The organism is Streptomyces sp. NPDC004838, assembly GCF_053600955.1.
Genome location: NZ_JBSGAW010000008.1, coordinates 74,203 through 99,625, shown reverse-complemented (window position 1 = coordinate 99,625; position 25,423 = coordinate 74,203). Strand labels below are relative to the sequence as shown.

General features: G+C 69.7%; 20 protein-coding genes and 1 pseudogene. 12 read left to right on the top strand and 9 right to left on the bottom strand.

Translation table 11 applies throughout. From position 1 onward, the window contains the following. Nucleotides 1-14 precede the first annotated feature (14 nt). A complete protein-coding gene (locus ACWEFL_RS11720) occupies nt 15-2,075 on the top strand; it encodes a DNA methyltransferase (protein WP_451710586.1) in 2,061 nt (686 codons plus the stop codon). Between the two features lie 78 nt (nt 2,076-2,153). After that, nucleotides 2,154-4,160, top strand: a complete 2,007-nt coding sequence (locus ACWEFL_RS11715; protein ID WP_451710585.1) for a thioredoxin domain-containing protein — start codon at nt 2,154-2,156, stop codon at nt 4,158-4,160. Between the two features lie 28 nt (nt 4,161-4,188). Here ACWEFL_RS11715 and ACWEFL_RS11710 read toward each other — a convergent pair whose 3' ends face one another. Then, the gene (locus ACWEFL_RS11710) at nt 4,189-4,878 is read right to left on the bottom strand and encodes a TetR/AcrR family transcriptional regulator (RefSeq protein WP_451710583.1); all 690 of its coding nucleotides are present in this window, start codon (nt 4,876-4,878) and stop codon (nt 4,189-4,191) included. A gap of 130 nt (nt 4,879-5,008) precedes the next feature. Then, nucleotides 5,009-5,683, bottom strand: a complete 675-nt coding sequence (gene trhA, locus ACWEFL_RS11705; protein ID WP_451710581.1) for a PAQR family membrane homeostasis protein TrhA — start codon at nt 5,681-5,683, stop codon at nt 5,009-5,011. 518 nt (nt 5,684-6,201) lie between these two features. On the opposite strand from trhA, the gene ACWEFL_RS11700 reads away from it, so the two are divergent. Continuing rightward, complete coding sequence (locus ACWEFL_RS11700; protein ID WP_451710580.1) at nt 6,202-8,040, top strand: phosphoenolpyruvate carboxykinase (GTP); 1,839 nt, start codon at nt 6,202-6,204, stop codon at nt 8,038-8,040. Nucleotides 8,041-8,095: 55 nt separating this feature from the next. On the opposite strand, the gene ACWEFL_RS11695 is transcribed toward ACWEFL_RS11700, so the two are convergent. From ACWEFL_RS11695 to ACWEFL_RS11665, 7 genes are all read right to left on the bottom strand, one after another. Then, nucleotides 8,096-8,482: an SCO4983 family protein gene (locus ACWEFL_RS11695; RefSeq protein WP_451710578.1), complete on the bottom strand. Its 387-nt coding sequence runs from the start codon at nt 8,480-8,482 to the stop codon at nt 8,096-8,098. Between the two features lie 201 nt (nt 8,483-8,683). Then, complete coding sequence (locus ACWEFL_RS11690; protein WP_451710576.1) at nt 8,684-9,895, bottom strand: pyridoxal phosphate-dependent aminotransferase; 1,212 nt, start codon at nt 9,893-9,895, stop codon at nt 8,684-8,686. A gap of 387 nt (nt 9,896-10,282) precedes the next feature. Beyond that, nucleotides 10,283-10,936, bottom strand: a complete 654-nt coding sequence (locus ACWEFL_RS11685; protein WP_451710574.1) for a DUF4360 domain-containing protein — start codon at nt 10,934-10,936, stop codon at nt 10,283-10,285. 306 nt (nt 10,937-11,242) lie between these two features. Then, a complete protein-coding gene (locus ACWEFL_RS11680; protein WP_451710572.1) occupies nt 11,243-11,476 on the bottom strand; it encodes a chaplin in 234 nt (77 codons plus the stop codon). Between the two features lie 262 nt (nt 11,477-11,738). After that, nucleotides 11,739-12,149, bottom strand: coding sequence for a rodlin (locus ACWEFL_RS11675; protein WP_451710570.1), 411 nt, complete (start codon nt 12,147-12,149; stop codon nt 11,739-11,741). A 532-nt stretch (nt 12,150-12,681) separates the two neighbouring features. Further along, nucleotides 12,682-13,092, bottom strand: coding sequence for a rodlin (locus ACWEFL_RS11670; RefSeq protein ID WP_451710568.1), 411 nt, complete (start codon nt 13,090-13,092; stop codon nt 12,682-12,684). A 377-nt stretch (nt 13,093-13,469) separates the two neighbouring features. Then, a complete protein-coding gene (locus ACWEFL_RS11665; protein ID WP_451710566.1) occupies nt 13,470-13,763 on the bottom strand; it encodes a hypothetical protein in 294 nt (97 codons plus the stop codon). Nucleotides 13,764-14,103: 340 nt separating this feature from the next. On the opposite strand from ACWEFL_RS11665, the gene ACWEFL_RS11660 reads away from it, so the two are divergent. The 9 genes and pseudogenes from ACWEFL_RS11660 (at nt 14,104) to ACWEFL_RS11620 (ending at nt 25,400) form a co-directional block, all read left to right on the top strand. Next, nucleotides 14,104-15,195 carry a DUF3344 domain-containing protein gene (locus ACWEFL_RS11660; RefSeq protein ID WP_451710564.1) on the top strand — a complete coding sequence of 364 codons (1,092 nt, stop codon included), beginning with the start codon at nt 14,104-14,106 and terminating at the stop codon, nt 15,193-15,195. 64 nt (nt 15,196-15,259) lie between these two features. Then, entirely contained in the window at nt 15,260-16,471 is a 1,212-nt protein-coding gene (locus ACWEFL_RS11655) for a glycosyltransferase (RefSeq protein WP_451710562.1), read from the top strand. Then, nucleotides 16,468-18,006, top strand: a complete 1,539-nt coding sequence (locus ACWEFL_RS11650; protein ID WP_451710560.1) for a sugar transferase — start codon at nt 16,468-16,470, stop codon at nt 18,004-18,006. Before ACWEFL_RS11655 ends, ACWEFL_RS11650 begins: the two co-directional genes overlap by 4 nt. 2 nt (nt 18,007-18,008) lie before the next feature. Beyond that, a pseudogene (locus tag ACWEFL_RS11645) lies at nt 18,009-19,370 on the top strand (O-antigen ligase family protein); the annotation flags it as partial. Nucleotides 19,371-19,609: 239 nt separating this feature from the next. Further along, entirely contained in the window at nt 19,610-21,418 is a 1,809-nt protein-coding gene (murJ, locus tag ACWEFL_RS11640; protein ID WP_451710558.1) for a murein biosynthesis integral membrane protein MurJ, read from the top strand. Further along, complete coding sequence (locus ACWEFL_RS11635; RefSeq protein ID WP_451710556.1) at nt 21,408-22,157, top strand: polysaccharide deacetylase family protein; 750 nt, start codon at nt 21,408-21,410, stop codon at nt 22,155-22,157. The genes murJ and ACWEFL_RS11635 overlap by 11 nt, the downstream gene beginning before the upstream one ends. Continuing rightward, nucleotides 22,154-23,467, top strand: coding sequence for a glycosyltransferase (locus ACWEFL_RS11630; protein WP_451710554.1), 1,314 nt, complete (start codon nt 22,154-22,156; stop codon nt 23,465-23,467). Before ACWEFL_RS11635 ends, ACWEFL_RS11630 begins: the two co-directional genes overlap by 4 nt. Next, nucleotides 23,464-24,141: a YveK family protein gene (locus ACWEFL_RS11625; protein WP_451710552.1), complete on the top strand. Its 678-nt coding sequence runs from the start codon at nt 23,464-23,466 to the stop codon at nt 24,139-24,141. The genes ACWEFL_RS11630 and ACWEFL_RS11625 overlap by 4 nt, the downstream gene beginning before the upstream one ends. Next, nucleotides 24,141-25,400, top strand: a complete 1,260-nt coding sequence (locus tag ACWEFL_RS11620) for a GNAT family N-acetyltransferase (protein ID WP_451710550.1) — start codon at nt 24,141-24,143, stop codon at nt 25,398-25,400. Before ACWEFL_RS11625 ends, ACWEFL_RS11620 begins: the two co-directional genes overlap by 1 nt. Nucleotides 25,401-25,423: the final 23 nt, after the last annotated feature.

Genomic DNA, 25,423 nt, shown 5'->3' with positions numbered 1-25,423 from the left:
CATCTGCAGTGCCAGTGCGCACCAGCCTGGAGTCCACATTTCCGGCTGCGATGCTTAGCAGGGTTGGCACACAGGAGTCGTGGCGCAAGGAGGTGCACCGCCCTGCCACCAGTACCCACAAATGGTGGGCTAAGCGCCTGGGCACCGTCTTTCGGGGCATTCTCACATCGGCGACGACGCCTGATGGAGGCGATGCCGCGGCGGCTTACGGATCGTCGCTCGACCTAGCGGGTGCCGTTGTCCTCGACCCGTTCTCTGGCTCCGGCGTGACTGGTGTGGAAGCCCTCAAACTCGGAGCTAAAGCTGTTTGTTTTGACATCAACCCTGTGGCAACGCTAGTCCAGCGCCAAGCTGTTCAGCCTTGGGACCGGAGGGCGCTGGAAGCGGCCTACAAGGCGGTTGAGTTGGCCTGTCGATCAGAGGTCGATCGGCTCCATCGAACAGAGGACGGAAGGACCGTTCTCTACTACTTTTGGGTTGCGACCGCCGAATGTCCCGACTGCTCCGACGTTGTGCGCTTGTTTGATTCGCCAGTTTTCTCCAAGAACGCGTACCCGAAGCGAGTGCCCAAGGCGCAGATTGTCTGTCCCGAGTGCCTTGCTGTTCAGGAGAGTCGGTACGATTTCGATACTGAAATGTGTCCGAATGGTCACGTGATTAGTCGGCGCGGCGCGGTGCAGCGTCAGTCAGCGACGTGTCGTCAGGGCCACAGCTTTAGAATCCTCAGCGCCCTCAGCGGTGCACGACCGGGATACGAGATGTACGCCAAAATGGTGGCCAACTCGGATAAGTCAAAGAGTTATGAATCCATCACTGAGTGGGATCGGAAGCTCTATGACGAGTGCATTGAGAAGCTCGCTGGCCTGCCGGAGTCTGCCGTGCTTCCACGTGGAGAGCTCGCCCCTGGTAACAACACTGGCCAGGCCCTGAAGTGGAATTTTCGCGAATGGCGCGACTTCTTCAATGCCCGTCAGTTGGTTTCGCTGTCACTCATCGCGACGGCGATTCGCGACTTGGGTGGGCCAATGGCAGAACGCGAAGCTCTTTGCACTCTTTTTTCCGGAACGCTGGAGTTTAATAACCTATTCACGTCGTTCAAGGGTGAGGGTACAGGTGCCGTCAGGCATATGTTCAGCCATCACATCCTGAAGCCGGAACGGACTCCGTTGGAAGCGCACCCCTGGGGCACATCACAGTCCTCGGGTGCGTTCTCTACGCTTTACAAGAGTCGCTTGCATCGCGCCCACGAGTACAAGATGAAACCCGTTGACCTGGTTGACCACGGAACAGGTATCGAGCGCGTCACCGGAGTGTCCAAGTCGCTGGGTGCGAGTATCTGCGACTCGTGGGAGTCCTTTGTTTCGGCAAAGAGTCAATCGGTATATGTTGCCACCAGAAACTCGGCGGATACGGACATCCCGAATGGATCGGTCGACCTCATCGTTACTGATCCGCCCTATATGGACAACGTCCACTACGCCGAGCTCGCGGACTTCTTCCACGCTTGGCTCCAGCGTATGCAGCCGTATGCTGAGTATTCCGACGAGGTGACAACCCGTCGATCCGGCGAGGTGCAGCATGCCGACCCGGTGGAGTTCGGGAAGGCAATCGAGGCTGTGTGGAATGAGTGTGCGCGGGTCTTGAAGCCGGGTGGCCTATTGGCCTTCACTTTCCACCAAGCCCGGATCAGCGGATGGATTCAGGTAGTGGAGTCGCTACGTCGCGCCGGTTGGGTCATGACAGCTGTCCAGCCGGTGAAGGGGGAGATGGCTACCAGTATCGTCAAATCCGGAGCTCGGGAGCCCTCTAACCTCGATAGCGTGGTGGTGTGTCGCCGGGCTGCGGATGGGGCGAGAAATCCGAATCTTTCGGTGGAGGAAGCTCTAGCTACCGCCGCGAAGGGGCTGATGAGCCTTCGAGATGCCGGAATTGACGTCGGAGCGGGCGACATCAGGTCAGTTGTTCGGGGGTCACTCCTGGCGTACCTTGCTTCTACAGGAGTAGACCTCGACGAGTCAGTGGCTATGCGAGTGGACTCACTTGCGACAGAGAGCATCGCGACGCTTCTCGGTTAGAGCCTGTAAATCGGCCAAGCGAACGAGGGTGCGTGAGTTTCGCCGTCGGGGGTGAGGCGCTGTGAGAGGCTGGCTCGTATGAACCGGTTGGCTGGTGTGACCTCGCCTTATCTGCTTCAGCACGCTGACAATCCGGTCGACTGGTGGCCCTGGACGCCGGAGGCTTTCGAGGAAGCGCGACGGCGCGATGTACCCGTTCTGCTGTCCGTCGGCTACTCGGCGTGCCACTGGTGCCATGTGATGGCGCACGAGTCGTTCGAGGACGACGAGACCGCCGCGTATCTCAACGAGCACTTCGTCCCGGTCAAGGTCGACCGCGAGGAGCGGCCGGACGTCGACGCCGTCTACATGGAGGCCGTACAGGCGGCGACGGGGCAGGGCGGCTGGCCGATGACCGTGTTCCTGACCGGGGACGGGGAGCCGTTCTACTTCGGCACGTACTTTCCGCCGGAGCCCCGGCACGGCATGGCGTCCTTCCGGCAGGTGCTGGAAGGGGTCGCGCGGGCATGGGCCGAACGCCGCGACGAGGTCGCCGAGGTGGCGACGAGGATCACGCGGGAGCTGGCCGGCCGCTCCCTCGCGCACGGCGGCGAGGGCACGCCCGGTGAAGCGGAACTCGCGCAGGCGCTCCTCGGGCTCACCCGGACGTACGACCAACAGCACGGCGGATTCGGGGGCGCTCCCAAGTTCCCGCCGTCGATGATGGTGGAGTTCCTGCTGCGGCACCACGCGCGGACGGGGGCCGAGGGGGCGCTGCAGATGGCCGCCGAGACCTGTGAGGCGATGGCGCGGGGCGGGATCTACGACCAGCTCGGCGGCGGCTTCGCGCGGTACTCGGTCGACCGCGAGTGGGTGGTGCCGCACTTCGAGAAGATGCTCTATGACAACGCGCTGCTCTGCCGCGTGTATGCGCACCTCTGGCGGGCCACGGGATCCGCTCTGGCCCGTCGCGTCGCCCTGGAGACCGCGGACTTCCTGGTACGGGAGCTGCGGACCGTCGAAGGCGGCTTCGCCTCCGCGCTGGACGCCGACAGCCATGACCCGGCGGGCGTACAGGCCGAGGGAGCCTTCTACGTATGGACGCCCGACCAGCTGCGCGAGGTGCTCGGGGACGAGGACGGCCGACGGGCGGCCGAGGTGTACGGGGTGACCGAGGGCGGGACGTTCGAGCACGGGACCTCGGTCCTCCGGCTGCCCGGCGCGGACGCCGACCCCTCCGTGCGGGAGAGGCTCTTCGCCGCCCGTGAGCTGCGGCCGCGCCCCGAGCGGGACGACAAGATCGTCGCCGCGTGGAACGGGCTCGCCATCGCCGCGCTCGCCGAGACCGGCGCGTACTTCGACCGGCCCGATCTCGTCGAGCGGGCCGCCGAGGCCGCCGATCTGCTGGTGCGGCTGCACATGGAGAGCGGCGCGCGGCTCGCCCGTACCTCCCGCGACGGCGCCGTCGGTGCGAACGCCGGCGTCCTGGAGGACTACGCCGATGTCGCGGAGGGCTTCATCGCGCTCGCGGGCGTCACGGGCGAAGGGGTGTGGCTGGATTTCGCCGGTCTCCTGCTGGGCGTCGTCCTCGAACAGTTCACCGGCGAGAACGGGACGTTCTTCGACACCGCGCACGACGCGGAGCCCCTGATCCGCCGACCGCAGGACCCGACCGACAACGCCACCCCCTCCGGCTGGACCGCCGCGGCCGGAGCACTGTTGTCCTATGCCGCGCACACCGGGTCCGAGGCCCATCGCACCGCCGCCGAGAAGGCGTTGGGCGTGGTGAAGGCGCTCGGCCCGCGTGAGCCGAGGTTCATCGGATGGGGACTCGCCGTCGCCGAAGCGCTGCTCGACGGGCCGCGCGAGGTGGCCGTCGTGGGGCTCGAAGACGACCCGGCGGTACGGGAGTTGCACCGTACGGCACTGCTGGGCACGGCGCCCGGCGCGGTCGTCGCCGCCGGAGCGCCCGACGGCGACGAGTTCCCGCTGCTGCGGGACAGGCCGCTCGTGGACGGTCGGGCCGCCGCGTACGTCTGCCGGGGGTTCACCTGCCGGACGCCGGTGACCCGGCCGGCCGAACTGGAGGAGCAGCTGGGCGGTTAGGGCCTCACCAGGGCGCGGGCCCGCTTTCCTACAGCCTCAGCCCGCCCCTCAGCACCCCCAGCGCCTCGTCCGCCATCCCCGGCAGATCTCCCTCGTGGTCCTGCTCGGCCCAGCAGACCATCGCCTCCCGCAGCGCGGCCAGGACCGCCGCCGCCGCGACCCGCACCTGGAGGTCGTCGCGCTCCCGGCCGGTGCGGTCGGCCAGCGCGTGTACGAGGACCTGGGACGTCGTGGACATGGACTCGGTCACGCGCGCCCGGACCGCGGGGACCTCCACCAGCAGCTTCGTCCGCTGGACGACCTCGTCGCGCTCCGCCTCGATGAACGTCGACAGGCTCTCCCGGATCACGTGCGCGATCGAGTCGAGTGGGTCCTCGTCCAGCGGCCGGGCGCGTAGCCGCGCCTCCAGGACGGTGTCGTACTCATCGGAGAGGACGATGTCCTCTTTCGTGGGGAAGTAGCGGAAGACCGTGGAGGGGGAGACGTCCGCCGCGTCCGCGATCTGCTCGATCGTGGTCGCCTCGTACCCCTGCGCCGCGATCAGCCGGTACATGGCCCGCCGGATGGCGATCCGGGTCTTGATCTTCTTGCGCTCACGCAGTCCCGGCCGCGGCAGCGCCTCGGTGCCGTCGTCGCGCGCCGGACCATACGGCGAGAGGTGCGACGGGTTGCCGGTGGGGGGACGTGAGGTGGCGGCCATGGGGTCATTGTCGGGCATGGGCGCGGACGGTAACCATGCCCGCCGTATCGCGCCCGCCCGCAGGAGGCGTACGGCACCGGCCCACCCGGCGGCGCGCCCATCGGCACCGGCCCACCGGCGCTACGGCCACCGGCGGGGCGCGAAGTGGTCAGCTCTCGTACGCCACCAGCGAGATGCCGACGTAGTGGACGACGAACGCCGCCAGCGTCAGCGAGTGGAAGACCTCGTGGAAGCCGAACCACCTCGGCGACGGGTTCGGCCGCTTGATTCCGTACACGACGCCGCCCGCGCTGTAGAGCAGCCCGCCGACGATCACACAGACGAGCACCGCGATTCCGCCGGTCCGCATGAAGTCGGGGAGGAAGAAGACGGCGGCCCAGCCCATGGCGATGTAGCAGGGTGTGTAGAGCCAGCGGGGCGCGCCGACCCAGAGTACGCGGAACGCGATCCCCGCCGCGGCTGCCGCCCAGACCGCCCACAGGAGGGTCCGGGCGGTGGAATCGGGGAGGAGGAGCACGGTCAGCGGGGTATAGGTGCCCGCGATGATCAGGAAGATGTTCGCGTGATCGAGCCGCCGCAGGATGGCCTCACCGCGCGGGCCCCAGTTGCCGCGGTGGTAGATCGCGCTGACGCCGAAGAGCAGGCACGCGGTCAGGACGTAGATTCCACAGGCCACCCGTGCCCGCGTCGAACCGGCGAACGCGGTGAGGACCAGACCGGCGATCAGGACGGCCGGGAACATCCCGGCGTGCAGCCAGCCGCGCAACCTCGGCTTCGCCGGGGGTGGCTCTGTCTCGGTCACTTCGGGCACGGCGGAGGTCATACGGGGATGGTACCTACGCAACCGTAGGTAGCGGGACGTCGGCACCGGAATCCGGCCGGGGCGGGCCCCCGCGCACCGCCCCGAGCGAGTCCGTCCCAGCGGGCCTCAAACGGGCTGCGGACGGCCCCGAGCGGACCCGAGCAGACCCCGTACGGGCCGGACGCAGACCCCGAGCAGGCCGGACGCCGACCCCATACGGGTCCTTTTCCGGCCACGTCACATGCCGCATCCGCGGCATAGCGGCCCGTACCACCCTCGCATCGGACGCGATTCACCTCGGCAGACCGCCCTGACCAGCGGCGATCCACTCTCCCCTGCCGCCCGGCATGATCGCTGCGCGAGTGGGGATGCTCACGTGAGGCTCCCTCTGGACATATGGGCGATCCCCACGGATGATCAGATGAGTGCGGTCGGCACCGGATGAGCGGCTACGAAGCATCCGGGTCGCGGCCCCCACGGGGCAGACAACAACTGGGCAACCAGAGCAACAACCCTCAAACCCTCATTTAGGAGCAATCGTGGCGCGCGACAACGCGGCTCCCAGCACCGTCCCCACCAAACACCAGGAGCTGATCTCCTGGGTCGACGAGATCGCAGCGATCACGCAGCCGGACAGCGTCGTCTGGTGTGATGGATCCGAGGCCGAGTACGAGCGCCTGTGCGAGGAGCTCGTCGCGAAGGGAACGTTCAAGAAGCTGGACCCGGTCAAGCGCCCGAACTCGTACTACGCCGCCTCCGACCCGACCGACGTCGCGCGCGTCGAGGACCGTACCTTCATCTGCTCCGAGAAGGAGGAGGACGCGGGCCCGACGAACCACTGGATGGCGCCGGCGGAGATGAGGGAGATCTTCGCGGGGGAGAAGGGCATCCTCCGCGGCTCGATGCGCGGCCGGACGATGTACGTCGTTCCCTTCTGCATGGGCCCCGTCGGCTCACCGCTCTCCGCCATCGGCGTCGAGATCACCGACTCGGCTTATGTCGCCGTCTCCATGCGCACCATGACCCGGATGGGACAGTCCGTCCTCGACGAACTGGGCTCCGACGGCTTCTTCGTGAAGGCCGTTCACACGCTGGGCGCGCCCCTCGCCGAGGGCGAGCAGGACGTTCCGTGGCCGTGCAACGCCACCAAGTACATCTCGCACTTCCCCGAGACCCGTGAGATCTGGTCGTACGGATCGGGATACGGCGGCAACGCGCTGCTCGGCAAGAAGTGCTACGCCCTGCGTATCGCGTCCGTGATGGCCCGCGACGAGGGCTGGCTCGCCGAGCACATGCTCATCCTCAAGCTCACCCCGCCGCCTTCCACCTCCGGCCGGGTCGAGCCGAAGTACGTCGCGGCGGCCTTCCCGTCCGCGTGCGGGAAGACGAACCTCGCCATGCTGGAGCCCACCGTCGCCGGCTGGACCGTGGAGACCATCGGCGACGACATCGCGTGGATGCGGTTCGGCGAGGACGGCCGTCTGTACGCGATCAACCCCGAGGCCGGATTCTTCGGCGTCGCGCCCGGCACCGGCGAGCACACGAACGCCAACGCCATGAAGACGATGTGGGGCAACTCCGTCTTCACCAACGTCGCGCTCACCGACGACGGCGACGTGTGGTGGGAGGGGATGACCGAGACCGCCCCGGCCCACCTCACGGACTGGAAGGGCAACGACTGGACGCCCGCGTCCGACACCCCGGCCGCCCACCCCAACGCCCGCTTCACCGTGCCCGCAGGGCAGTGCCCGATCATCGCGTCGGAGTGGGAGGACCCGAAGGGCGTGCCGATCTCGGCGATCCTCTTCGGCGGCCGGCGCGCCACCGCCGTCCCCCTGGTCACCGAGTCCTTCGACTGGAACCACGGTGTCTTCCTCGGTGCGAACGTCGCCTCCGAGAAGACCGCCGCCGCCGAGGGCAAGGTCGGCGAACTGCGCCGCGACCCGTTCGCGATGCTGCCGTTCTGCGGCTACAACATGGGCGACTACATGGCCCACTGGATCAAGCTCGGCAAGGACGCCGACCAGTCCAAGCTGCCGAAGATCTACTACGTGAACTGGTTCCGCAAGAACGACGCGGGCAAGTTCGTCTGGCCCGGCTTCGGCGAGAACAGCCGCGTCCTGAAGTGGATCGTGGGACGTCTGGAGGGCGAGGCCGAGGGCGTCGAGACCCCGATCGGCATCCTGCCGACGGCCGAGGCGATCGACACGAACGGCCTGGACCTGCCCGCGGAGGACCTCGAATTCCTGCTCAAGGTCGACAAGGAGATCTGGCGCGAGGAGGCCGCCCTGGTCCCCGACCACCTCAACACCTTCGGCGACCACACCCCGAAGGAACTGTGGGACGAGTACCGCGCGCTGGTCGCCCGACTCGGCTGAGGCCCCCGAGTGTGGCGCCCGGTCCACGTGCCTCGGGGCCCGTGGACCGGGGCCGTCAGGGGGCGCCGACCAGACGGAAGGCGTCGAGGGCGGCGGTGTGGGCGTCCATCCGCTCGGCGGCGAGGATCGCCACCGCGGTGTCCGCGCGCGAGGCGGCGACCACGAGGACCCGGCCGGCCAGCGCGTGGGCACGGCGGTGCAGGGCCTCGGGCTCAGCATCGCTCGGACCCGCGTGCCGGGCGGGCGGCGCGCCCCGGAGCCGGGTGATCTGGGACGCGATGTGCTCGGCGGGCTCGCCGAGCGCCAGTTCATCGGTGACGGCCAGCAGCGCGGAGAGATGACCGGCCAGCTGAATGTCCAGTTCCTCTTCCCTCGAGCGGTGGGGGTACTGGGCGTCGTCAGCCATCGAGTGGACAGACCTGGTGCGGATCGGCTCGTACATGGGGGATGGCCTCCTGCTCACTGTCAGGAGGCCATCTTACCTTGGAATCAGTCTAAAGTTTTCTGAAGTCGGAAATCACCTGGCGCGGTCGCGGCCCCGTCGCATCGCCCCCGGCCGGTGTCGTCCGGGGGCGAGAAGCCGTCCGCTGTCACGGGTGCGCGGTCGTCTGTCACGGGTGCGGGGCCGTCCGCGGCGGTGCGCTCAGTGCTGCCCGTAACCGTCCAGGAACGAGCCGATCCGCGTCACCGCGTCCGCCAGGTCCTTGGCCGCGGGCAGGGTCACGATCCGGAAGTGATCGGGTTCCGGCCAGTTGAACCCCGTACCGTGCACCACCATGATCTTCTCGGCCCGGAGCAGATCGAGCACCATCTGCCGGTCGTCCTTGATCTTGAAGACCTTGGGATCGAGCCGGGGGAAGAGATAGAGCGCCCCCTTGGGCTTCACACAGGTGACTCCGGGAATCTGCGTCAGCAGGTCGTACGCGATGTCCCGCTGCTCCACGATCCGTCCGCCCGGCAGTACGAGCTCCTCGATCGACTGCCGTCCGCCGAGCGCGGTGGCCACCGCGTGCTGCGAGGGCATGTTCGCGCAGAGTCGCATATTGGCCAGGATGGTCAGGCCCTCGATATAGGAGGAGGCATGGGCCTTGGGCCCGCAGACCGCCATCCATCCGGAGCGGTATCCGGCCACTCGGTAGTTCTTGGAGAGCCCGTTGAAGGTGAGGACCATCAGATCCGGGGCGAGGGTGGCGGTAGGGGTGTGGGTGGCGCCGTCGTAGAGGATCCGGTCGTAGATCTCGTCGGAGCAGACGATCAGCCTGTGGCGGCGGGCGATCTCGGTGAGCCCCCGCAGCATCTCGTCGTCGTAGACCGCGCCGGTCGGGTTGTTCGGATTGATGATCACGATCGCCTTGGTGCGGTCGGTGATCTTCCGCTCCACATCGGCGAGGTCCGGCATCCAGTCGGACTGCTCGTCGCAGCGGTAGTGCACGGCCGTACCGCCGGCGAGCGATACCGAGGCGGTCCACAGTGGGTAGTCCGGAGCCGGTACGAGGACCTCGTCCCCGTCGTCGAGCAGGGCCTGCATCGACATCTGGATCAGCTCGGAGACCCCGTTGCCGAGGTAGACGTCCTCGACGTCCAGCTCGATGCCCTTGGTCTGGTAGTGCTGCATCACCGCGCGCCGTGCGGAGAGCAGCCCCTTCGCGTCGCCGTAGCCGTGCGCGTCGCCGAGATTGCGGAGAATGTCCTCCAGAATCTCGGGCGGGCACTCGAACCCGAAGGCCGCCGGGTTGCCGGTGTTGAGCTTGAGGATGCGGTGACCGGCTGCCTCCAGCCGCATCGCCTCCTCAAGCACCGGACCACGGATCTCGTAACAGACATTCGCGAGCTTCGTCGACTGGATCACCTGCATGACCGCGAGCTTACGGGCGCGCAACTCGGGCCGCCGCGTGTTTTCGCCAACGGAAGCGCTTACGGGAATGTCCCCTTTAGCGCTTCAATCGGTGAAAAGGGTGAGCCTCCTTCGAATGCGATGCCGTTGGGCACCCGTGGCCTGCGGAATCCGCAACAGAAGGGGGAAAGCGATGAACGGGTGTTGCCCTCGTCACCTACTCCGTAAGGCGTGACGTGAGGTGGCGTGAGGTGACACCGGGGCGCGTGTGACGCCGCGAGGAACGGAACGCCATGGGGAACGGAACGCCGTGAGGAACGGAAGCCCGTGAGGAACGGAACGCCGTCCCCGCCGCCGAGGGGGCGGCGGGGACGGCGCGATCAGTCATACCCGCTCAGAGAGCTGCTGTCAGGGGCACTGCCTCCAGGCCAGGTGGTAGATGGTGTTGATGGCTCCGTCGGTGGAGTCCATCGTCATGAAGCTGGTCGTCTTCTTCGGGTCCGAGGTGCCGGCGTTCACCCGAAGCTCGGTGTTGATGTTGAAGTTGCGGCGCGCCCCACAGGGAGACCAGACCAGCTGACCCCACTCGTTCCGGTTGGTGACCTGCCAGTTGTCGGCGAGCGGCCCATTGAAGTTGTGGGTCCTCGACGCGGTGTCCGGCGAGCCCTGGAAGTAGTAGGACGCCTTCTGGGTGCCGACCGCGCCGTTCTCCAGGCTGGCGAAGCCCCGGTAGTCGGTGCTGGTGACGGCGTACGTGAAGCCCTGGGGCACATGCACGATCAGGCTGAGCTGGCAGTTCTTGCGGAAGTCGGTCGGCGTGGTGCCGACGCCCACCTTGGCGAGGTACTCGCTGTAGGTGACGGTGAACGCCGTGTTGTCCTCGGCCACCGCCACGGCGGCCGACCCCGGCCGACAGCCCGACCCGTTGATCGTCGCGACCTCGATCGTGATCTTCGTGGGCGCGGGAACCGTGTTGGGCGTGGCCGCTGAGGCGGTCTGGGCGCTGAGCAACGATCCGAGCATCGCCGCGGCCGCGCCGCCTACGAGAAGTGCGCGAGACATTTTTCTCCTCATCGGGGAAAGAGGGGGCCTATCCGGAAAGACATGCCGAATGATCATGGGCATGTCACCTCTTCAACCATTTCGCTGCGCTTATCAAAGGCCCGGACTGCTCGAATGGTAGGGACCAATGAAGAGGGTGGCTAGTGCAGCTACCAACCCGTTCCCGCGCGTGGCGTGAACACATGCAAAGGTGGCCCCGTTACGTACTATTCGCACGCATCGGGGCCACCGAACACTGACTAGATGTCAGTTGTTCTCATTTTCTCATACTGACTTAATGCCAGTCGGATCCTGACTGACTAATGGTCAGTGGTGTGCGCAGTAGTTGCCGAAGGTCGGGTTCAGCAGACCGATGAGGGCGACCGTGTTGCCGCAGGCGTTGACGGGAATGTAAATGGGGGCCTGGACCACATTGCCGGACAGTACGCCGGGCGATCCGACGGCGGCACCGTGGGCACCCGCGTCGGCCATGGCCGGGGCGGCGGAGCCCAGCGCCATGAAAATACCCGCAGCGACGGCGGCAGCCTTCTTGTGCTTCATTTCATTGATCCTTTCAGCGGCGGTGCTGTACGCAGGAGCGACCTTCGCGTGCTGCGCCGACAGTTTCCTGTTCATGTGCACCCCCGCAGATCTAGTAACGACTCGGTTCCCGTCAGGAAACTTGCATAAAGCGCCGGTTCAAAAAGTCACTCGTATGCACCTTTCCCCATTCGCGGAGAAATAAGGTGAGGGTGAATATGTCGCGAAAGGGGTGTACCCCCGGACGCATCGCGCCCGGGGGTATTCATCGCTCGCTCGGTGCTCAGCTGTTGCCGGCGCCGTTGCCCGAGAGGACCGGGATGTTGCTGAGGATGTGGGACAGCGGCTCGTCGCCCTTGGCCTGGGTCGAGTTCTCGGTGCACTGCTGGTTCTGCGGCGCCGAGAGGATCGGGACGTCCTGGACGCCGACCGGGACGACGCCGGCGAGGGCACCGGCGTTGACCTTGGCGGGCAGGCCGACGCAGGGCTTGTTCAGGGAGCCCTGGATGAGTCCCATCTGCGGGCTCATGTCGCCGTGGGTGGCGGAGTTGCCGTACGTCTGGGTGGCGCCGTTGCCGCTGAAGGAGGTGGTGCCTTGGTCGTTGCCGATGGCCATGGCCGGAGCGGCCACCGCGGCGCCGGCGCCCACCATCGAAGCGGTGACCGCGGCGGTGGCCAGAATCTTCTTGATCACTTGATTGTTCCCTTTTCCCTATGAACGATCGACCGTCGAGCAGACTGATCAACTGCTCTCGTACGGTTTGGTTCCGCCCGTTCACTCGAAAGTTGCAAGGCGTCGGAGTGACGGCGGACAGATTATCGGTGGAGAGCCTGCGAATAGGCCCTCCACCGAATGAGCAGATCGCCGCGCGTACCCGGCGCGCCATGCCAACAGGAAGCACGACTGCCCCACGACGCAATGCGCCGCCGGCTGGAGGCATACGCCGGGAACAGATCCCGTGGACGATCTGCCCGGTCATTGAAACATCACTGTGCGGCCGAATGGCGTCAGAATTCACCCGTCTGCGGAATGAATTTCAAAGGAGTGAATGAATTCGAATGGATGGGTCAAGTGAACGGTTATTTTTCGATTCTCCTTCAGGTCTGCGGCCCTGCGACGACGGAGCGGCCGGAGCGCGCGAGGACCCCGGCACCAGACGGGGTGCCGGGGTCCTCGCGCGGTACGGGCGGGCAGTCGGTGACGATCAGCCGCCGGGGGTGGCGGTTCAGCTGTTGCCGAGGCCGTTGCCCGAGAGAACCGGGATGTTGCTGAGGATGTGCGACAGCGGCTCGTCACCCTTGGCCTGCGTGGAGTTCTCGGTGCACTGCTGGTTCTGCGGGGCGGACAGGATCGGGACGTCATGGACCGAGACCGGGACGGCGCCGAGGAGGGCGCCGCCGTTGCCCTTGACCGGCAGGCTGATGCAGGGCTTGTTCAGGGAGCCCTGGATGAGTCCCATCTGCGGGCTCATGTTGCCGTAGGTCTCGGAGTTGCCGTACGACTGGGTGGCGCCGTTGCCGCTGAACGACGTCGTGCCCTCGTGGTCCCCGATGGCCATAGCCTGCGGTGCCATCGTCGCGCCCGCGCCCACCACGGAGAGGGTGACCGCCGCAGTCGCCATAACCTTCTTGAACATGTTTCGTCCTTCTGTCTCGAGGATGCCCACTACTGGAGCGCTCTGACAACAACGGCCCCGCCGGTTTGGTTCTCCCGGTTCACCCCAATGGCTCCGCGCGGCGAACTCGTAGCCCCATTTGGGCCGAATTTGAGCCGAGCAGGCGTGAAATCGCTGGGCCGCCCGTGTGCGCTTCAGGGGTATTCCGTTTCGGTCGGTGTGAGCCCGCACGCAGGGCGGAACTTCGAACAGCAGGTGCTTCTTTCACAAGAACACTGTCAAATGGGCTGTCATAAGAGTCCGGGCATACGGGGAGTCCGGGCATACGGGAAGGGGTGCGGCCGCCGACCTCCGCACCCCTGTCCGGGATCGGCCCCGCCGGGCGGCGGGCGGCCGGTTCAGCCGCCCAGCTGGACACCGCCCAGCATGGGGGTCAGCGCGGCGGCCGTCTTGAGGGCCTGCTGAGGGGCGTCGCCCCTGACGCTGTTGACTTCGGTCGCGGTGGTGGCGACGTCGTTCACCACGTTCCCGCTGCCGCCGTTGAGCAGCGGCGTCGAACTGAGGGCGTGGTCAAGGCCGCCGTTCAGGCTCATGGGGGGCATGGCCGGCGGCGTCGCCGCCATCGCGGGCGACGCCGCGCCGATCGCGGCCACCGAGCCGGCGATGATCGCGGCAACCCTCAAGTGCTTCATCTCGTCGAATCCTCTCCTCCGGCGCCGATCGTCGCCGCCGTCGCCTTGGGTAACGAGTGCCGACCCCGGTGGGAAACCCCTACTGAGATTCTCGTATGAACCGCTCGTGGGTTCAGAAGGTCACCCGGTCGTGGGTATTTCTCGCTCGTCGAACAAGGTGAACGCGAATAACGAGCGCTCTGTGGAATAGGTGTGCCAGATCACTCGAAGGGCTATTCATCTTAAAGCTCCCCGATGTCAGACGGGGGTTACGAGCGAGTCCGGCGTGATTCCCCGCCGGGTTTCTGTCAAGGTGCACTCCTGTTTTTGTCATGCTGATCGGTTGTGGGAGAGGCGCGTCATGTCCAAGTCGGCGGGCTTCGCTGCCAGAGGTGTCCTGGGCGCGGTGTTCCTGCTCGCGTTCAGTGCCGTTCCGCCCACGGCCGCCGGCGCCCCGGAAACCGGGGAATCGCCCAGAGTTCCGTTTACCCAGCGCTATCAGGCCGTACAGCACGGCGGTATCGTCCGGGCGGCCAACTCGGCGATCACCTGCAGTGCGCCCAGCTCCCCCTCGGCCGGCTCGTGCGCCTCGGTCACCAGGGGCGGGGCGGGCGCCAACGGCGACTTCGAGATGTACTACATCGACGAGGACGACGACCCCGACACCTACAACGCGAGCCGTGCCGAACTGACGTTGCCGAAGAACTCGCGGGTGACCTACGCACGGCTGTACTGGGGCGGGAACCTGCGGGTCGGCGAGCAGAAGCCGCCCGAGGACAACGGCCGGGTCCTGATCGCCGAGCCCGGCGGCGCGTACAAGGAGGTCCTCGCCGACACCCGTATCGCCCACCGGGACACCGACGACAGCGACGCCTTCCAGGCGTCCGCGGATGTCACACCGCTGGTGCGCGAGAGCGGCTCCGGCCTCTACACGGTGGCCCAGATCAATGTGGCGATGGGGCATTCCGAGGTCGGCGCCTGGGGCGGCTGGACGCTCGTCGTGGCCTACGAGAACAGCGCCGAACCACTGCGCCGGCTCTCTGTCTGGGACGGGTTCGAGACGCTGGACGCGGAACGGAAGAGCGAGGAGATCACGCTCACCGGACTGAGAATTCCCGAACACGCGGGCGGTCGCGCCGGAATGGTCGCGTACGACGGGGACCGAGGCCGGCGAGGCGATGCGGTGAGCGTCCGCATGGGAAGCGGGAAATCGTTCCGGCTCACCGACTCCGGTAACCCGGTCACGGATGTCATGAACTCCACCATCAGCGGCCCCGGCAGCACGGTCAAGCGGAAACCCGCCCATATGAACACCCTTGGCTATGACTCCGACGTTTTCGATATCGGTCCCGCACTGATGTCCGGGGGCGACAGTTTGAGTTTCCGCTTCGATGCCGAAAACCTCGGATACTTCCTCGGCGTTCTCTTCGTGCAGGCAGACACCCGCCGCTGAAACCTTCTATCCGCGGCACCGCCGGCCCCGAGCCTGATCCATCCACGTAACAAGAGAGCCGCCCGTGCCGCACAGAAGCCGGACCGAGCCGAGTCAACTGACGATCTTCCATCTGGTGCAGCCGGTGGAGGGGGGAGTCGCACGCGTCGTCACCGACCTGGTCCGGGCGCAGGTCGCCGAGGGGCTGAAGGCCGTGGTGGCCTGCCCGCCCGGCGGGGAACTGGCCGACCGCGCGGCGGACGCCGGCGCGGTCGTACACACCTGGCGCGCGGGGCGCGCTCCCGGACCCCGGCTCGTACGGGAGGTGGTCACCGCCTCCCGGCTGATCCGCCGCAGTAGCCCCCACCTGGTGCACGCCCACAGCGCCAAGGCCGGACTCGTCGCACGGCTCGCCGTGCGCGGCCGGGTGCCGACCGTGTTCCAGCCGCACGCCTGGTCCTTCGACGCCGTGGACGGGCGCGCGGCGGTCCTGGCGCTCAAGTGGGAGCGGTACGGCGCCCGTTGGTCGGCGCGGACGCTGTGCGTCAGCGAGAGTGAGCGGCAGGCGGGCGAGCGGGCCGGAATCGCCGCCCGCTGGGCCGTGATCCGCAACGGCGTCGACATCGGCCACTACGCGCCCGTCGCCGCACCCGGCGACGGCTCCGTACAGCAGCAGGGGCAAGAGCGGGAGCGGGCACGTGCCGAACTGCCGAGGCTGCGGGACGTACCGGCCGACGCGCCCCTCGTCCTGTGCGTGGGACGGCTGTGCCGGCAGAAGGGACAGGACCTCCTCCTGGACGCCTGGCCCCGCGTGTCGGCCGCCGTACCCGAGGCCCGGCTGGCACTCGTCGGCGACGGCCCCGACCGGGAACGGCTGACCCGGTCGGCGCCCCCCGCGGTGCTGTTCGCCGGGGCGACTCCCGACATCCGGCCCTGGCTCCGCGCCGCGGACCTGGTCGTCCTCCCGTCCCGCTGGGAGGGCATGGCCCTCGCGCCCCTGGAGGCCATGGCCTGCGGCCGGCCCGTGGTGGTGACCGATGTCAGCGGGGCACGGGAGAGTCTGCCGCCCGGCCACGCGGACCACGGCCTCGTACCACCGGACGATCCGGACGCGCTCGCCGGCGCGCTCACCGCACTGCTGGCGGACCCCGGACTCCGCGCCCGGCTGGGCCGCGAGGCGCGGACCCATATGCGGGCGGCCTGCGATGTACGGGAGACGGCCGCCGCCGTCTCCGGGCTCTACCAGGACCTGATCGGCTCCCCCCACACCATGACGAGAAAGCGCACCGAGCGATGACGACGGAGAGTGTCCCCGCGCCTCACCACCCCCACCACGCCCCCGCCCACCCCCACCGCCGCGCACACCCCGGCCCGCACGCCCTCCGTACGCTGTCCGCCCGCACCGGCGTGAAGACGTTCCCCCGCCCGGTGCGGCGGACCGCCCGCGGGGGGCCGACGGCCGTCGTCGGCCGCGACACCGCCCGTCTCCGGTACGTCGCCGGGCTGTGCGCAGCCGATCTGTGCGCCCCGGCGGTCGCGGCGGCCCTGCTGCCGCCGCTGCCGTGGCCCGCCGCCGTGCTCGTCCTGCTCGCCGTCGCACAGCCCTTCGTCCACGCGGGCCGGGGGCTGTACCGGCCGAGCCTGTCACCGTCGGCGCTCGCCGAAGTGCCCGCCCTGTTCGCTCTCGCGCTGGTGCAGTGGCTCGCAGTCGCCGCGATCCTCTCCGCGTACGACCCCCGGTACGGCGTCGGCTGGACCGAACAGGCCCTCGCGGTCGGCGCGCAGACCGTGTTCTGCTGCGGGGCCCGCGCGCTCGTCCACGCCGTCCACCGCTGGTCGGCCGCCCGTAGCCCGCAGTCGGCGCTCGTCGTCGGCCGTGGGCCCATCGCCGGGCAGGTGACGGCCGCGCTGGCCGACCACGCGGAGTACGGGATGCGGCCGGTCGGCCAAGTCGACGACGGCCGCCCCGACCCGTCGGGGCAGGGGGCCACCGGGAAGCTGCCGGTGCTCGCCACCCCGCAGGACACCACCCGCGCCATCATCCAGAACACGGTCCGGCACGCCGTCTTCACCCAGCCGCCCGGCTCCGACGCCGAATCGGCCGCGCTCATCAGCCTGTTCACCGAGCACGGCTGCCGCCTGTGGCTGATCGACGGCGGCCCGGCCGACGGGAACAGCTGGCGGCGGGCCGTGGGCCACGACCATCTGTGGGGATTCTCCGTGACTCCCCTTCACGGTGGACTGCACCGGCCCGTCGCCCGTGCCGTCAAACGCGCCATCGACACGGTCCTCGCCACGGTCGTCCTGCTCGCCGTCGCTCCCGTGATGGCGGTGTGCGCACTCGCCGTACGCCTCGCGGACGGGCCCGGCGTCATCTTCCGGCAGGAGCGCGTCGGGCTGGACGGACGGCCGTTCACGCTGCTGAAGTTCCGCACACTCGCCCCGGCCGACGAGCACGAGTCCGCCACCCTCTGGAACGTCGCCCTCGACCGCCGCCTGAGCCCGACCGGCAGCGTGCTGCGCCGCACCTCCCTCGACGAACTGCCGCAGCTGTGGAACGTACTGCGCGGGGACATGAGCCTGGTGGGGCCGCGGCCCGAACGTCCCTACTACGTCGCCAAGTTCAGCCACGCGCACCCCGGATACCAGGCCCGCCACCGGATGCCCGTCGGCATCACCGGGCTCGCGCAGGTCAACGGATTGCGCGGCGACACCTCCATCGAGGAGCGCGCCCGCTTCGACAACCACTACATCGCGACCTGGTCGCCCTGGCGGGACTTGTGCATCATGGCCCGCACCGCCGCCTCCCTGCTCCGGCTCGGAGGCAGCTGAGCATGGCCGTACTCGTGGCGGCGCGCTCACAGGACGCCGCCTCCCGGCCCGCCGGGACACCTCCGGCGGGCGGCGCCCTCCGAGCGGTCGGGCGGCTGTCGCCGCTGCTGCCGCTGATCGGGACCGTACTGCTGCTCGCGGCACCCCTGCCGGCCGGGAGCGAGGCGGGCTCGGGCGGGATCACCCCCGCCGATCTCGCCTCCGGCGTCCTGGTGCTGTTCTGCCTCGCGCGGGTGCTCAGAACGCGGGCCAGGCCGCTGACGGCGGTCGCCGTCGTCGTGCTCGCCCTGCCCGCCGCCGGAGCGGCCGTCGCGACCGTCACCGCCGCCGATCCGGCGGCCGGACTGCCCGGATTCATCCGCTATCTCCAGGTCTTCGTCCTCGTACCGGCCGCCGTACTGCTCCTCGTCCGGGACGCGCGCGACTTCCGGATCGTCGCCGGGTCGCTCGCGGTCCTCGCCGCCGTTCAGGGCACGATCGGGATCCATCAGTACGTCACCGGGACCGGCGCCTCGTACATGGGCGCGGACATCCGGGCCGTCGGCACCTTCGGCCCCACCGACGTCATGGGCATGGCCACGGTCGTCGCGTACGGACTCCTCGCCGCCGCCGCACTCGCGCTCCGTACGCCGCCGGGCTCACCCCGCTGGCTGCGGCCCGCCGCGATCGGCACGGCCGGCTTCCTCGTCGTACCGCTCGCGCTGTCCTTCAGCCGGGGCGCGTGGATCGCCACCGCGATCGCAGCGCTCGCGACGCTCATGCTCGCCGGGCTCCGCCGCGCCGCACAGGCGCTGGCCGTGCTGACGGCCGTGACGGTGATCCTCGTCGGCGGCTTCGGCGTCGGCTCCGAGATGATCGCGCAGCGGCTCGACAGCATCACACGGGTGACGGACGCCCCCGACCGTTCCGTCACCGACCGGTACTCGATGTGGGCCGCCGCCGCGAGCATGTGGCGCGAGGAACCCCTCACCGGAGTCGGCCTCAAGGGATTCCCCACACACCGCGACGGACACGCCTCCATCGGACTGTCCTCCGGCAGCGACACGGCGGGCGCGGGACAGACCTTCCGGAAACAGCCACTGCTCTCACCGCACAACATGTATCTGCTGATCCTGAGCGAGCAGGGGCTGATCGGCGTCACCGCGTTCGTCGGCAGCTGGGCCGCCCTGCTCGTCGGCGGGGTCCGACGGCTGTTGCGTCGCCGTGGCGCCGCCGACTGCGGGCTCGCGGCGGTCGGGCTGATGGTCTGGCAGACCGTGGACTTCCTGTACGCCGACATCGGCGGGCCGTCGACCGTGCTGACCGGGGTGGTGCTCGGGCTCGCCGCCTGGTGGGCACTGGCTCCGGCGGGCGGTGGTGAGCGGGGCGGCGGTGAGGCGGCCGGTGGTGAGCCGGTTCCCGGTGAGCCGGTCCTCGGCGGGGCGGTACGCGGTGGGGCGGTGGCGCGCCGTGACGAGGTCCGTGCGGACGAGGTCCGTGCCGATGGGGTCGGCGGTGACGTGGTCCGCCATGACGTGGTCTGCGGTGACGCGGTACGCGGTGAGGCGGTACGCGGTGGGGCCGGCCCTGGTGACGCGTCGGGGCGTGGTGGGGCGACGGGCGGATGAGCGACACCAGCGTGCACACCGGCACCGAGACCGGCGCCGGGGTCTCCCGAGGGACGGACCCGCCCCGGCTCGGCAACGTCCTCGCCCGCGCCGCGGCCGTCACCGCCGTGCTCACCGTCGCCGGGGCGCTCCTCGGTCTCGTCCGCGACCAGGCCCTGGCCGAGATCTACGGAGCGAGCGTCGACAGCGACGCCTTCCTCATCGCGTGGACCGTGCCCGAGATGGCGGCCACCCTCCTCATCGAGGACGCGATGGCGCTGCTGCTGGTGCCCGCGTTCAGCCACGCGCTCGCCCGGCGCGCGGCCGAGACGTCGCGCGGCGCGGACGGGTCGTACGACGTCGATCCTTCACGTCGCGCCGACCGTTCACGCGACGCGGTACGGGTACTGGTCCGGGCCACCTTCCCCCGGCTGTTCGCCGTACTGGCCTGCGCGACCGCGCTGCTGATCGCCTTCACACCGCAGTTCGTCCGCGTCCTGGCCCCCGGATTCGACGATCCGCAGCTCGCCGTCGACTGCACCCGGCTGACCGCCCTGACCGTCCTGACCTTCGGCGTCGCCGGATACTTCAGCGCGGCACTGCGCGCGCACGGCTGCTTTCTGCCGCCCGCCGCGGTCTATGTCGCGTACAACGCAGGCATCATCGCCACCACCCTCGTGCTGCACTCCCTGTGGGGCGTACGCGCGGCGGCGGCCGGAGTCGCGGTCGGCGGGCTGCTCATGATCCTGGCCCAACTGCCCGCCTTCGTCAGCCGGGTGACGGGACTGCCGTCCACCGGGCGGATCGCGCCCGCCGAGCGGGTGCCACGACAGGGCGAACACCAGCAGAGCCCTCCGAGCACCCCGAGCACGCCGGGTACGCCGGGTACGCCGGGTACGCCGAGCATCCCCCGCCGGCCCGGCGCCCCGAGCGCCTCCGGCCCCCTCGCCCGCCCTGACTCCTCACTCCTCAAAGTGGCCGTCCTCGCCCCCATCGCCCTCTTCGCCCTCAGCCGCCAGTCCCAGGTCCTCGTCGAGCGCCATCTCGCGTCCTCCCTCCCCAGCGGCGCGATCTCCCACCTCAACTACGCGCAGAAGGTGGCGCAGATGCCGATGGTCCTGTCGCTGATGTTCTGCACGGTCACCTTCCCGGTGGTCGCCAAGCTGATCGCCGAGGGCGACCGGGAGCGGGCCAGACGGCGCGTCGAGAACGACCTCGCGCTCGCGGGCATGGTCGTCCTCCTCGGCACCGCGCTCATCCTCGGCTACGCGCCCCAGATCGTCGAAGTCCTCTTCGAGCGCGGCGCGTTCGACGCGCGGGACACCGAGGCCACGGCCACCGTGATGCGCGTGTACGCGGCCGGGCTGCTCGGCCACACCCTGGTCGGCGCGCTGGGACGGCCGTTCTTCTCCTCGGGCCGGCCCACCTGGTATCCGGCCGCGGCGATGGCCGTGGGCCTCGTCGTCACCGTCGCCGCCGGGTCCGCCGCCGTCGGCGCGTGGGGAGTGTACGGAATCGCCGCCGCCAACGCGGCCGGCATCAGCACGACCGCGCTCCTCCTCCTCTTCGGTCTCGGCTCACGGACCGTCGCCATCCGGGTGCGCTCCATCAGCGTGTCGATCGGCCGCCTCGCCGTCGCCGCCGCCGTCGCCGCCGCCGTGGGACGGCTGGCGGGCCCGCTGACCGGCGACCCGCTCCTCGGCCTCGGCCTCGGGGCTCTGCTCATTCCCGCCGTCTTCATCGTCACCGGGCTCGCCGTCAGAGCGCCCGAAGTCGTCCATCTGCTGGCCCTCACCCGACAGAGGATCACCCGTCATGTCCGCTGACACCGCCGGTACGGCGACGACCCGCGCGCCGTCCACCCCCACCGCCCGGCCGTGGATCCTGATGTACCACTCCGTGGCCGACCCCGCCGACGACCCCTACGGCATCACCGTCGCCCGCGACCGCCTCGACCTCCAACTCCGCTGGCTGCGCCGCCACGGCCTCACCGGAGTCGGGGTGGGCGCGCTGCTGCGCGCCCTCGCGGACGGCACGGCCCGCGGCCTCGTCGGCCTGACCTTCGACGACGGATACGCGGACTTCACCGCCGAGGCGCTGCCGGTGCTGCGGAGCCACGGCTGTACGGCCACCCTGTTCGTCCTGCCCGGACGGCTCGGCGGCGACAACGAGTGGGATCCCGAGGGCCCGCGCAGACCGCTCGTCGACGAGAAGGGCATCCGGACCGCCGCCGAGGCCGGGACGGAGATCGCCTCGCACGGCCTATACCACGTCGATCTGACAGCCGTCGACGACGAAGTGCTCCGCAACGAGAGCCGGCGCAGCCGGGAATGGCTGCGCGAGCTGACCGGCCAGGCCCCGGAGGGCTTCTGCTATCCGTACGGCACCGTCGACGAACGGGTCGTCGCCGCCGTCCGCGACGCCGGATACGCGTACGGCTGCGCGATCCGCCCGCCCGGCGGGCTCTCCTTCCCGTACGCCCTCCCGCGTACGCACATCAGCCAGGCCGACCGGGCCGGACGGCTCTGGGTGAAGCGACTGCGCCATCTGGTGGAGCACCGGTGAGAGCCCTGCACATCATCACCGGCCTCGGGGTGGGCGGCGCCGAGCAGCAACTGCGGCTGCTGCTACGTCACTTGCCGATGCCCTGCGATGTGGTGACGCTGACCAATCCGGGTGCCGTCGCCGACGGTCTGCGCGCGGACGACGTCCGGGTCTTCGACCTCGGGATGCGCGGCAACCGGGACCTCACGGCCGTGCCCCGGCTGGCCCGGCTGATCCGGCGCGGACGGTACGACCTCGTCCACACCCACCTCTACCGGGCCTGTGTGTACGGCCGGATCGCGTCCCGCCTCGCCGGGGTCCGTGCCACGGTCGCCACCGAACACTCCCTGGGCGACGCCGAGATCGAGGGCCGCCCGCTCACCCGTGGCGCCCGCGCGCTCTATCTCGCCACCGAACGGCTCGGCGCGGCGACGGTCGCCGTGTCGGAGACGGTGGCCGAGCGGCTCCGCCGCTGGGGAGTGCCGGGCGACCGGGTCCATGTCGTCCCCAACGGGATCGACGCGGCCCGGTTCCGCTTCGATCCGGTCGGCCGTTCGGCCGTCCGCGCCCGGCTGGGGATCGCCCCGGACGGCTTCGTGGTCGGCGGCGTCGGCCGCCTCGTGCCGGGCAAACGCTTCGACGTCCTGGTGCGGGCGGTCGCCGCGCTGCCGCGGGCCGTGCTCGTGGTGGCCGGTGACGGCCCGGAACGCGCCGCGCTGGAGCGGCTCGCCGCGGACATGGGGATCACGGCCAGGGTGCGGTTCCTGGGCGAGTGCGGCCCGGACCGTTCCCCAGGCCGCTCCCCGGACCGCTCCCCGGGCCTCGCACCAGACCCCGGACCGGACCTCGCCCGGGTCTCCGGTACGGACGCGACGTACGGCAACGGGCCCGCGCCGCGCGGTGGAACCGGGGTTCCGGCGGGCGGTGGCAGCGCGGACGCCGGGCCGGGCGCGCCGCCCGGCATCCCCTCCCTCCTCTCCGCCCTCGACGTCTTCGTGTCCGCGTCCCGCGACGAAGCCTTCGGGCTCGCCGCCGTCGAAGCCCTCGCGGCCGGGCTCCCCGTACTGCACACCGCCTGTCCCGCCATCGACGATCTGCCACCGGATCAATCGCCGGGCGCGGAGCGCTTCGGCGGTACGGCCCCGGAGTTGACGGCCGCTCTGCGCGGGCGGTCCGCGGCCGGGGCGCCACGGCTCCCGCCCGCGCCGGCCGTCCGGCACTACGACATCGCCCGCGCCGGCCTCCGCCTGATGGACGTCTACGCCCAGGCCCTCGCCGGGCCTTCCGCCTCCAACACCTCCACCCAAACGACCGAGAGAGCACGCCGATGACCGAGTCGCCCCAGCTGGAGCCCGCCGCGCGTCGGCGCAAAAGCCGCTCGTCCACAAGGCCCCGACCGCGGGCCCGCTGGTGGCCGCTGCCCGTCTTCTGTCTGTTGGGAGCGGGGTGCGGCGCGGCGTACGGGGTGCTGGCGACGCCCCAGTACGCGGCCACCAGCTATGTCGTCGCCGTCCCCGCGAAGGACGCCCAGCCGGGCGCGGCCCTCGGGTTCGCCCAGGCGTACGGCCGGATCGCGACCAGCGACTCCACGATCGCGTACGCGCGGGTGGCGGCCGGAATGTCCGCGGAACGGCTGCGCGGACAGGTGCGTACGGAGACGTCGCCCGACTCGCCGATGATCGCGATCACGGGGACTTCGAACCGGCCGAGCGAGGCCGCCGACATCGCCAACGCGGTGGCCGACGCGGTCTTCGTGAGCAGTAATCAGGTCGCCAAGAGCACGGGCGTACGACTGCTGAGCTTCTCCCAGGCCATCACGCCGCGCAGGCCCGTATCGCCGTCGGCTCCCATCAGCGCGGCGGTCGGCGCGTCCGCGGGCGGGCTGATCGGCGGGCTGGTCCTGATGGTGCGGCCACGGCGGGCCCGTGGGACGGGTGAGGCCGCCGTGCCGTCGCCGACCGTGTCGACCGACGTGGTGACCACCGCTGAACGGGAGCGCGTGTGATGACGTCCACGGAAGCGACCGCACACGCTGAACGCCCCGAACACGCCGCGCACGTCGAACGGGCTGGGCATGTCGTGCAGCCCGCGCGGCGGACCGGGCGCTCCGACCGGCACGCGGGCATCGTCGTCACGCTCTGCCGGGACCAGCGCGAGTTCTCCCGGCTGCGGCCGGAATGGGACGACCTCCAGCGCCGCTGCTCCACCGCGACCCCCTTCCAGAGCCACGCCTGGCTGGACTCCTGGTGGCTGTCGTACGGGGTCGGCGGACGGCTGCGGATCGTTCTCGTACGCCGTGACGGACGGCTGATCGCCGCCGCGCCGCTGATGCTCGTCCACCGGCCGATGCCGCTGCTCGTCTCACTCGGCGGCGGAATCTCCGACTACAGCGACATCCTCGTCGACGACGAGAACGCCGCCACCACGACCGCCGCCGTCATCGCGCTGGAACGGGGGCTTCAGCGGGCCGCACGGCACGCGGTGATCGATCTGCGTGAGGTCCGGCCCGGGGCCGCCGCCGAGCGGCTGTACGAGCGGTGGACCGGTGGACGGCAGCGGCTGCCCGACTCGGTCTGTCTGGAGCTGCCGGCCGCCCCGATGGAAGAGCTGGTCAAGCGGCTGCCGACCCATCCTGCCCAGCGTGTACGTGCCAAGCTGCGCAAGATCGACGCGCTGAAGATCGAGGGCGTCCCGGTGACGGACCACGGGGTCCCCGACGCCATGGGGCATCTGCTGCGGCTGCACGAACTCCAGTGGCGCGGCCGAGGGGTCACCGTCGAGCATCTGCGTCCGAGGTTCGCGGAGCACCTGGTGCGGGCGACCCGGCGGATGGTGCGCGACGGCAGTGCGACGCTCACCGAGTACCGGATGGACGGCCGGGTCGTCGCGGCCGGGGTCGCGCTGCTGTCGGGGCTGCTGACCGGCGGCTATCTCTACGGCGCCCACCCGGAGCTGCGGGAGAGGAAGGTGGACGTCGCGACCATGCTGCTGCGCCATGACGCCGACCACGCGGCCGGCACGGGCCGCCGGGTGGTGAGCCTGCTGAGGGGCAGGGAGCCGTACAAGACCCACTGGCGTCCCGAAGCGGTCGCCAACCAACGGCTGTTGATGGCTCCGTACGCGCTCGAACCGGTGCTGCGGCTGCACGCGGCGCGGGCCGACTGGCGTGACCGCACGGCGGGCGCCGTCGACGAGCGGTTCCCCGTCGTGCGCGAGTGGCGGGGCCGCCTGAACGACTGGCGGGCGCTGGCCCGGAGGCGCTAGGCCGCTTCTGATGGATCTTGCTG

What these genes read in the sequence shown, in the direction of transcription:
- ACWEFL_RS11690 (WP_451710576.1), bottom strand. Translation starts at nt 9,895, where the DNA reads ATGCAGGTGATCCAGTCGACGAAGCTCGCGAATGTCTGTTACGAGATC.
- ACWEFL_RS11710 (WP_451710583.1), bottom strand. Translation starts at nt 4,878, where the DNA reads ATGCCCGACAATGACCCCATGGCCGCCACCTCACGTCCCCCCACCGGC.
- ACWEFL_RS11680 (WP_451710572.1), bottom strand. Translation starts at nt 11,476, where the DNA reads ATGAAGCACAAGAAGGCTGCCGCCGTCGCTGCGGGTATTTTCATGGCG.
- ACWEFL_RS11685 (WP_451710574.1), bottom strand. Translation starts at nt 10,936, where the DNA reads ATGTCTCGCGCACTTCTCGTAGGCGGCGCGGCCGCGGCGATGCTCGGA.
- ACWEFL_RS11695 (WP_451710578.1), bottom strand. Translation starts at nt 8,482, where the DNA reads ATGTACGAGCCGATCCGCACCAGGTCTGTCCACTCGATGGCTGACGAC.
- ACWEFL_RS11625 (WP_451710552.1), top strand. Translation starts at nt 23,464, where the DNA reads ATGACCGAGTCGCCCCAGCTGGAGCCCGCCGCGCGTCGGCGCAAAAGC.
- trhA (WP_451710581.1), bottom strand. Translation starts at nt 5,683, where the DNA reads ATGACCTCCGCCGTGCCCGAAGTGACCGAGACAGAGCCACCCCCGGCG.
- ACWEFL_RS11635 (WP_451710556.1), top strand. Translation starts at nt 21,408, where the DNA reads ATGTCCGCTGACACCGCCGGTACGGCGACGACCCGCGCGCCGTCCACC.
- ACWEFL_RS11715 (WP_451710585.1), top strand. Translation starts at nt 2,154, where the DNA reads ATGAACCGGTTGGCTGGTGTGACCTCGCCTTATCTGCTTCAGCACGCT.
- ACWEFL_RS11660 (WP_451710564.1), top strand. Translation starts at nt 14,104, where the DNA reads ATGTCCAAGTCGGCGGGCTTCGCTGCCAGAGGTGTCCTGGGCGCGGTG.
- murJ (WP_451710558.1), top strand. Translation starts at nt 19,610, where the DNA reads ATGAGCGACACCAGCGTGCACACCGGCACCGAGACCGGCGCCGGGGTC.
- ACWEFL_RS11665 (WP_451710566.1), bottom strand. Translation starts at nt 13,763, where the DNA reads ATGAAGCACTTGAGGGTTGCCGCGATCATCGCCGGCTCGGTGGCCGCG.
- ACWEFL_RS11670 (WP_451710568.1), bottom strand. Translation starts at nt 13,092, where the DNA reads ATGTTCAAGAAGGTTATGGCGACTGCGGCGGTCACCCTCTCCGTGGTG.
- ACWEFL_RS11620 (WP_451710550.1), top strand. Translation starts at nt 24,141, where the DNA reads ATGACGTCCACGGAAGCGACCGCACACGCTGAACGCCCCGAACACGCC.
- ACWEFL_RS11650 (WP_451710560.1), top strand. Translation starts at nt 16,468, where the DNA reads ATGACGACGGAGAGTGTCCCCGCGCCTCACCACCCCCACCACGCCCCC.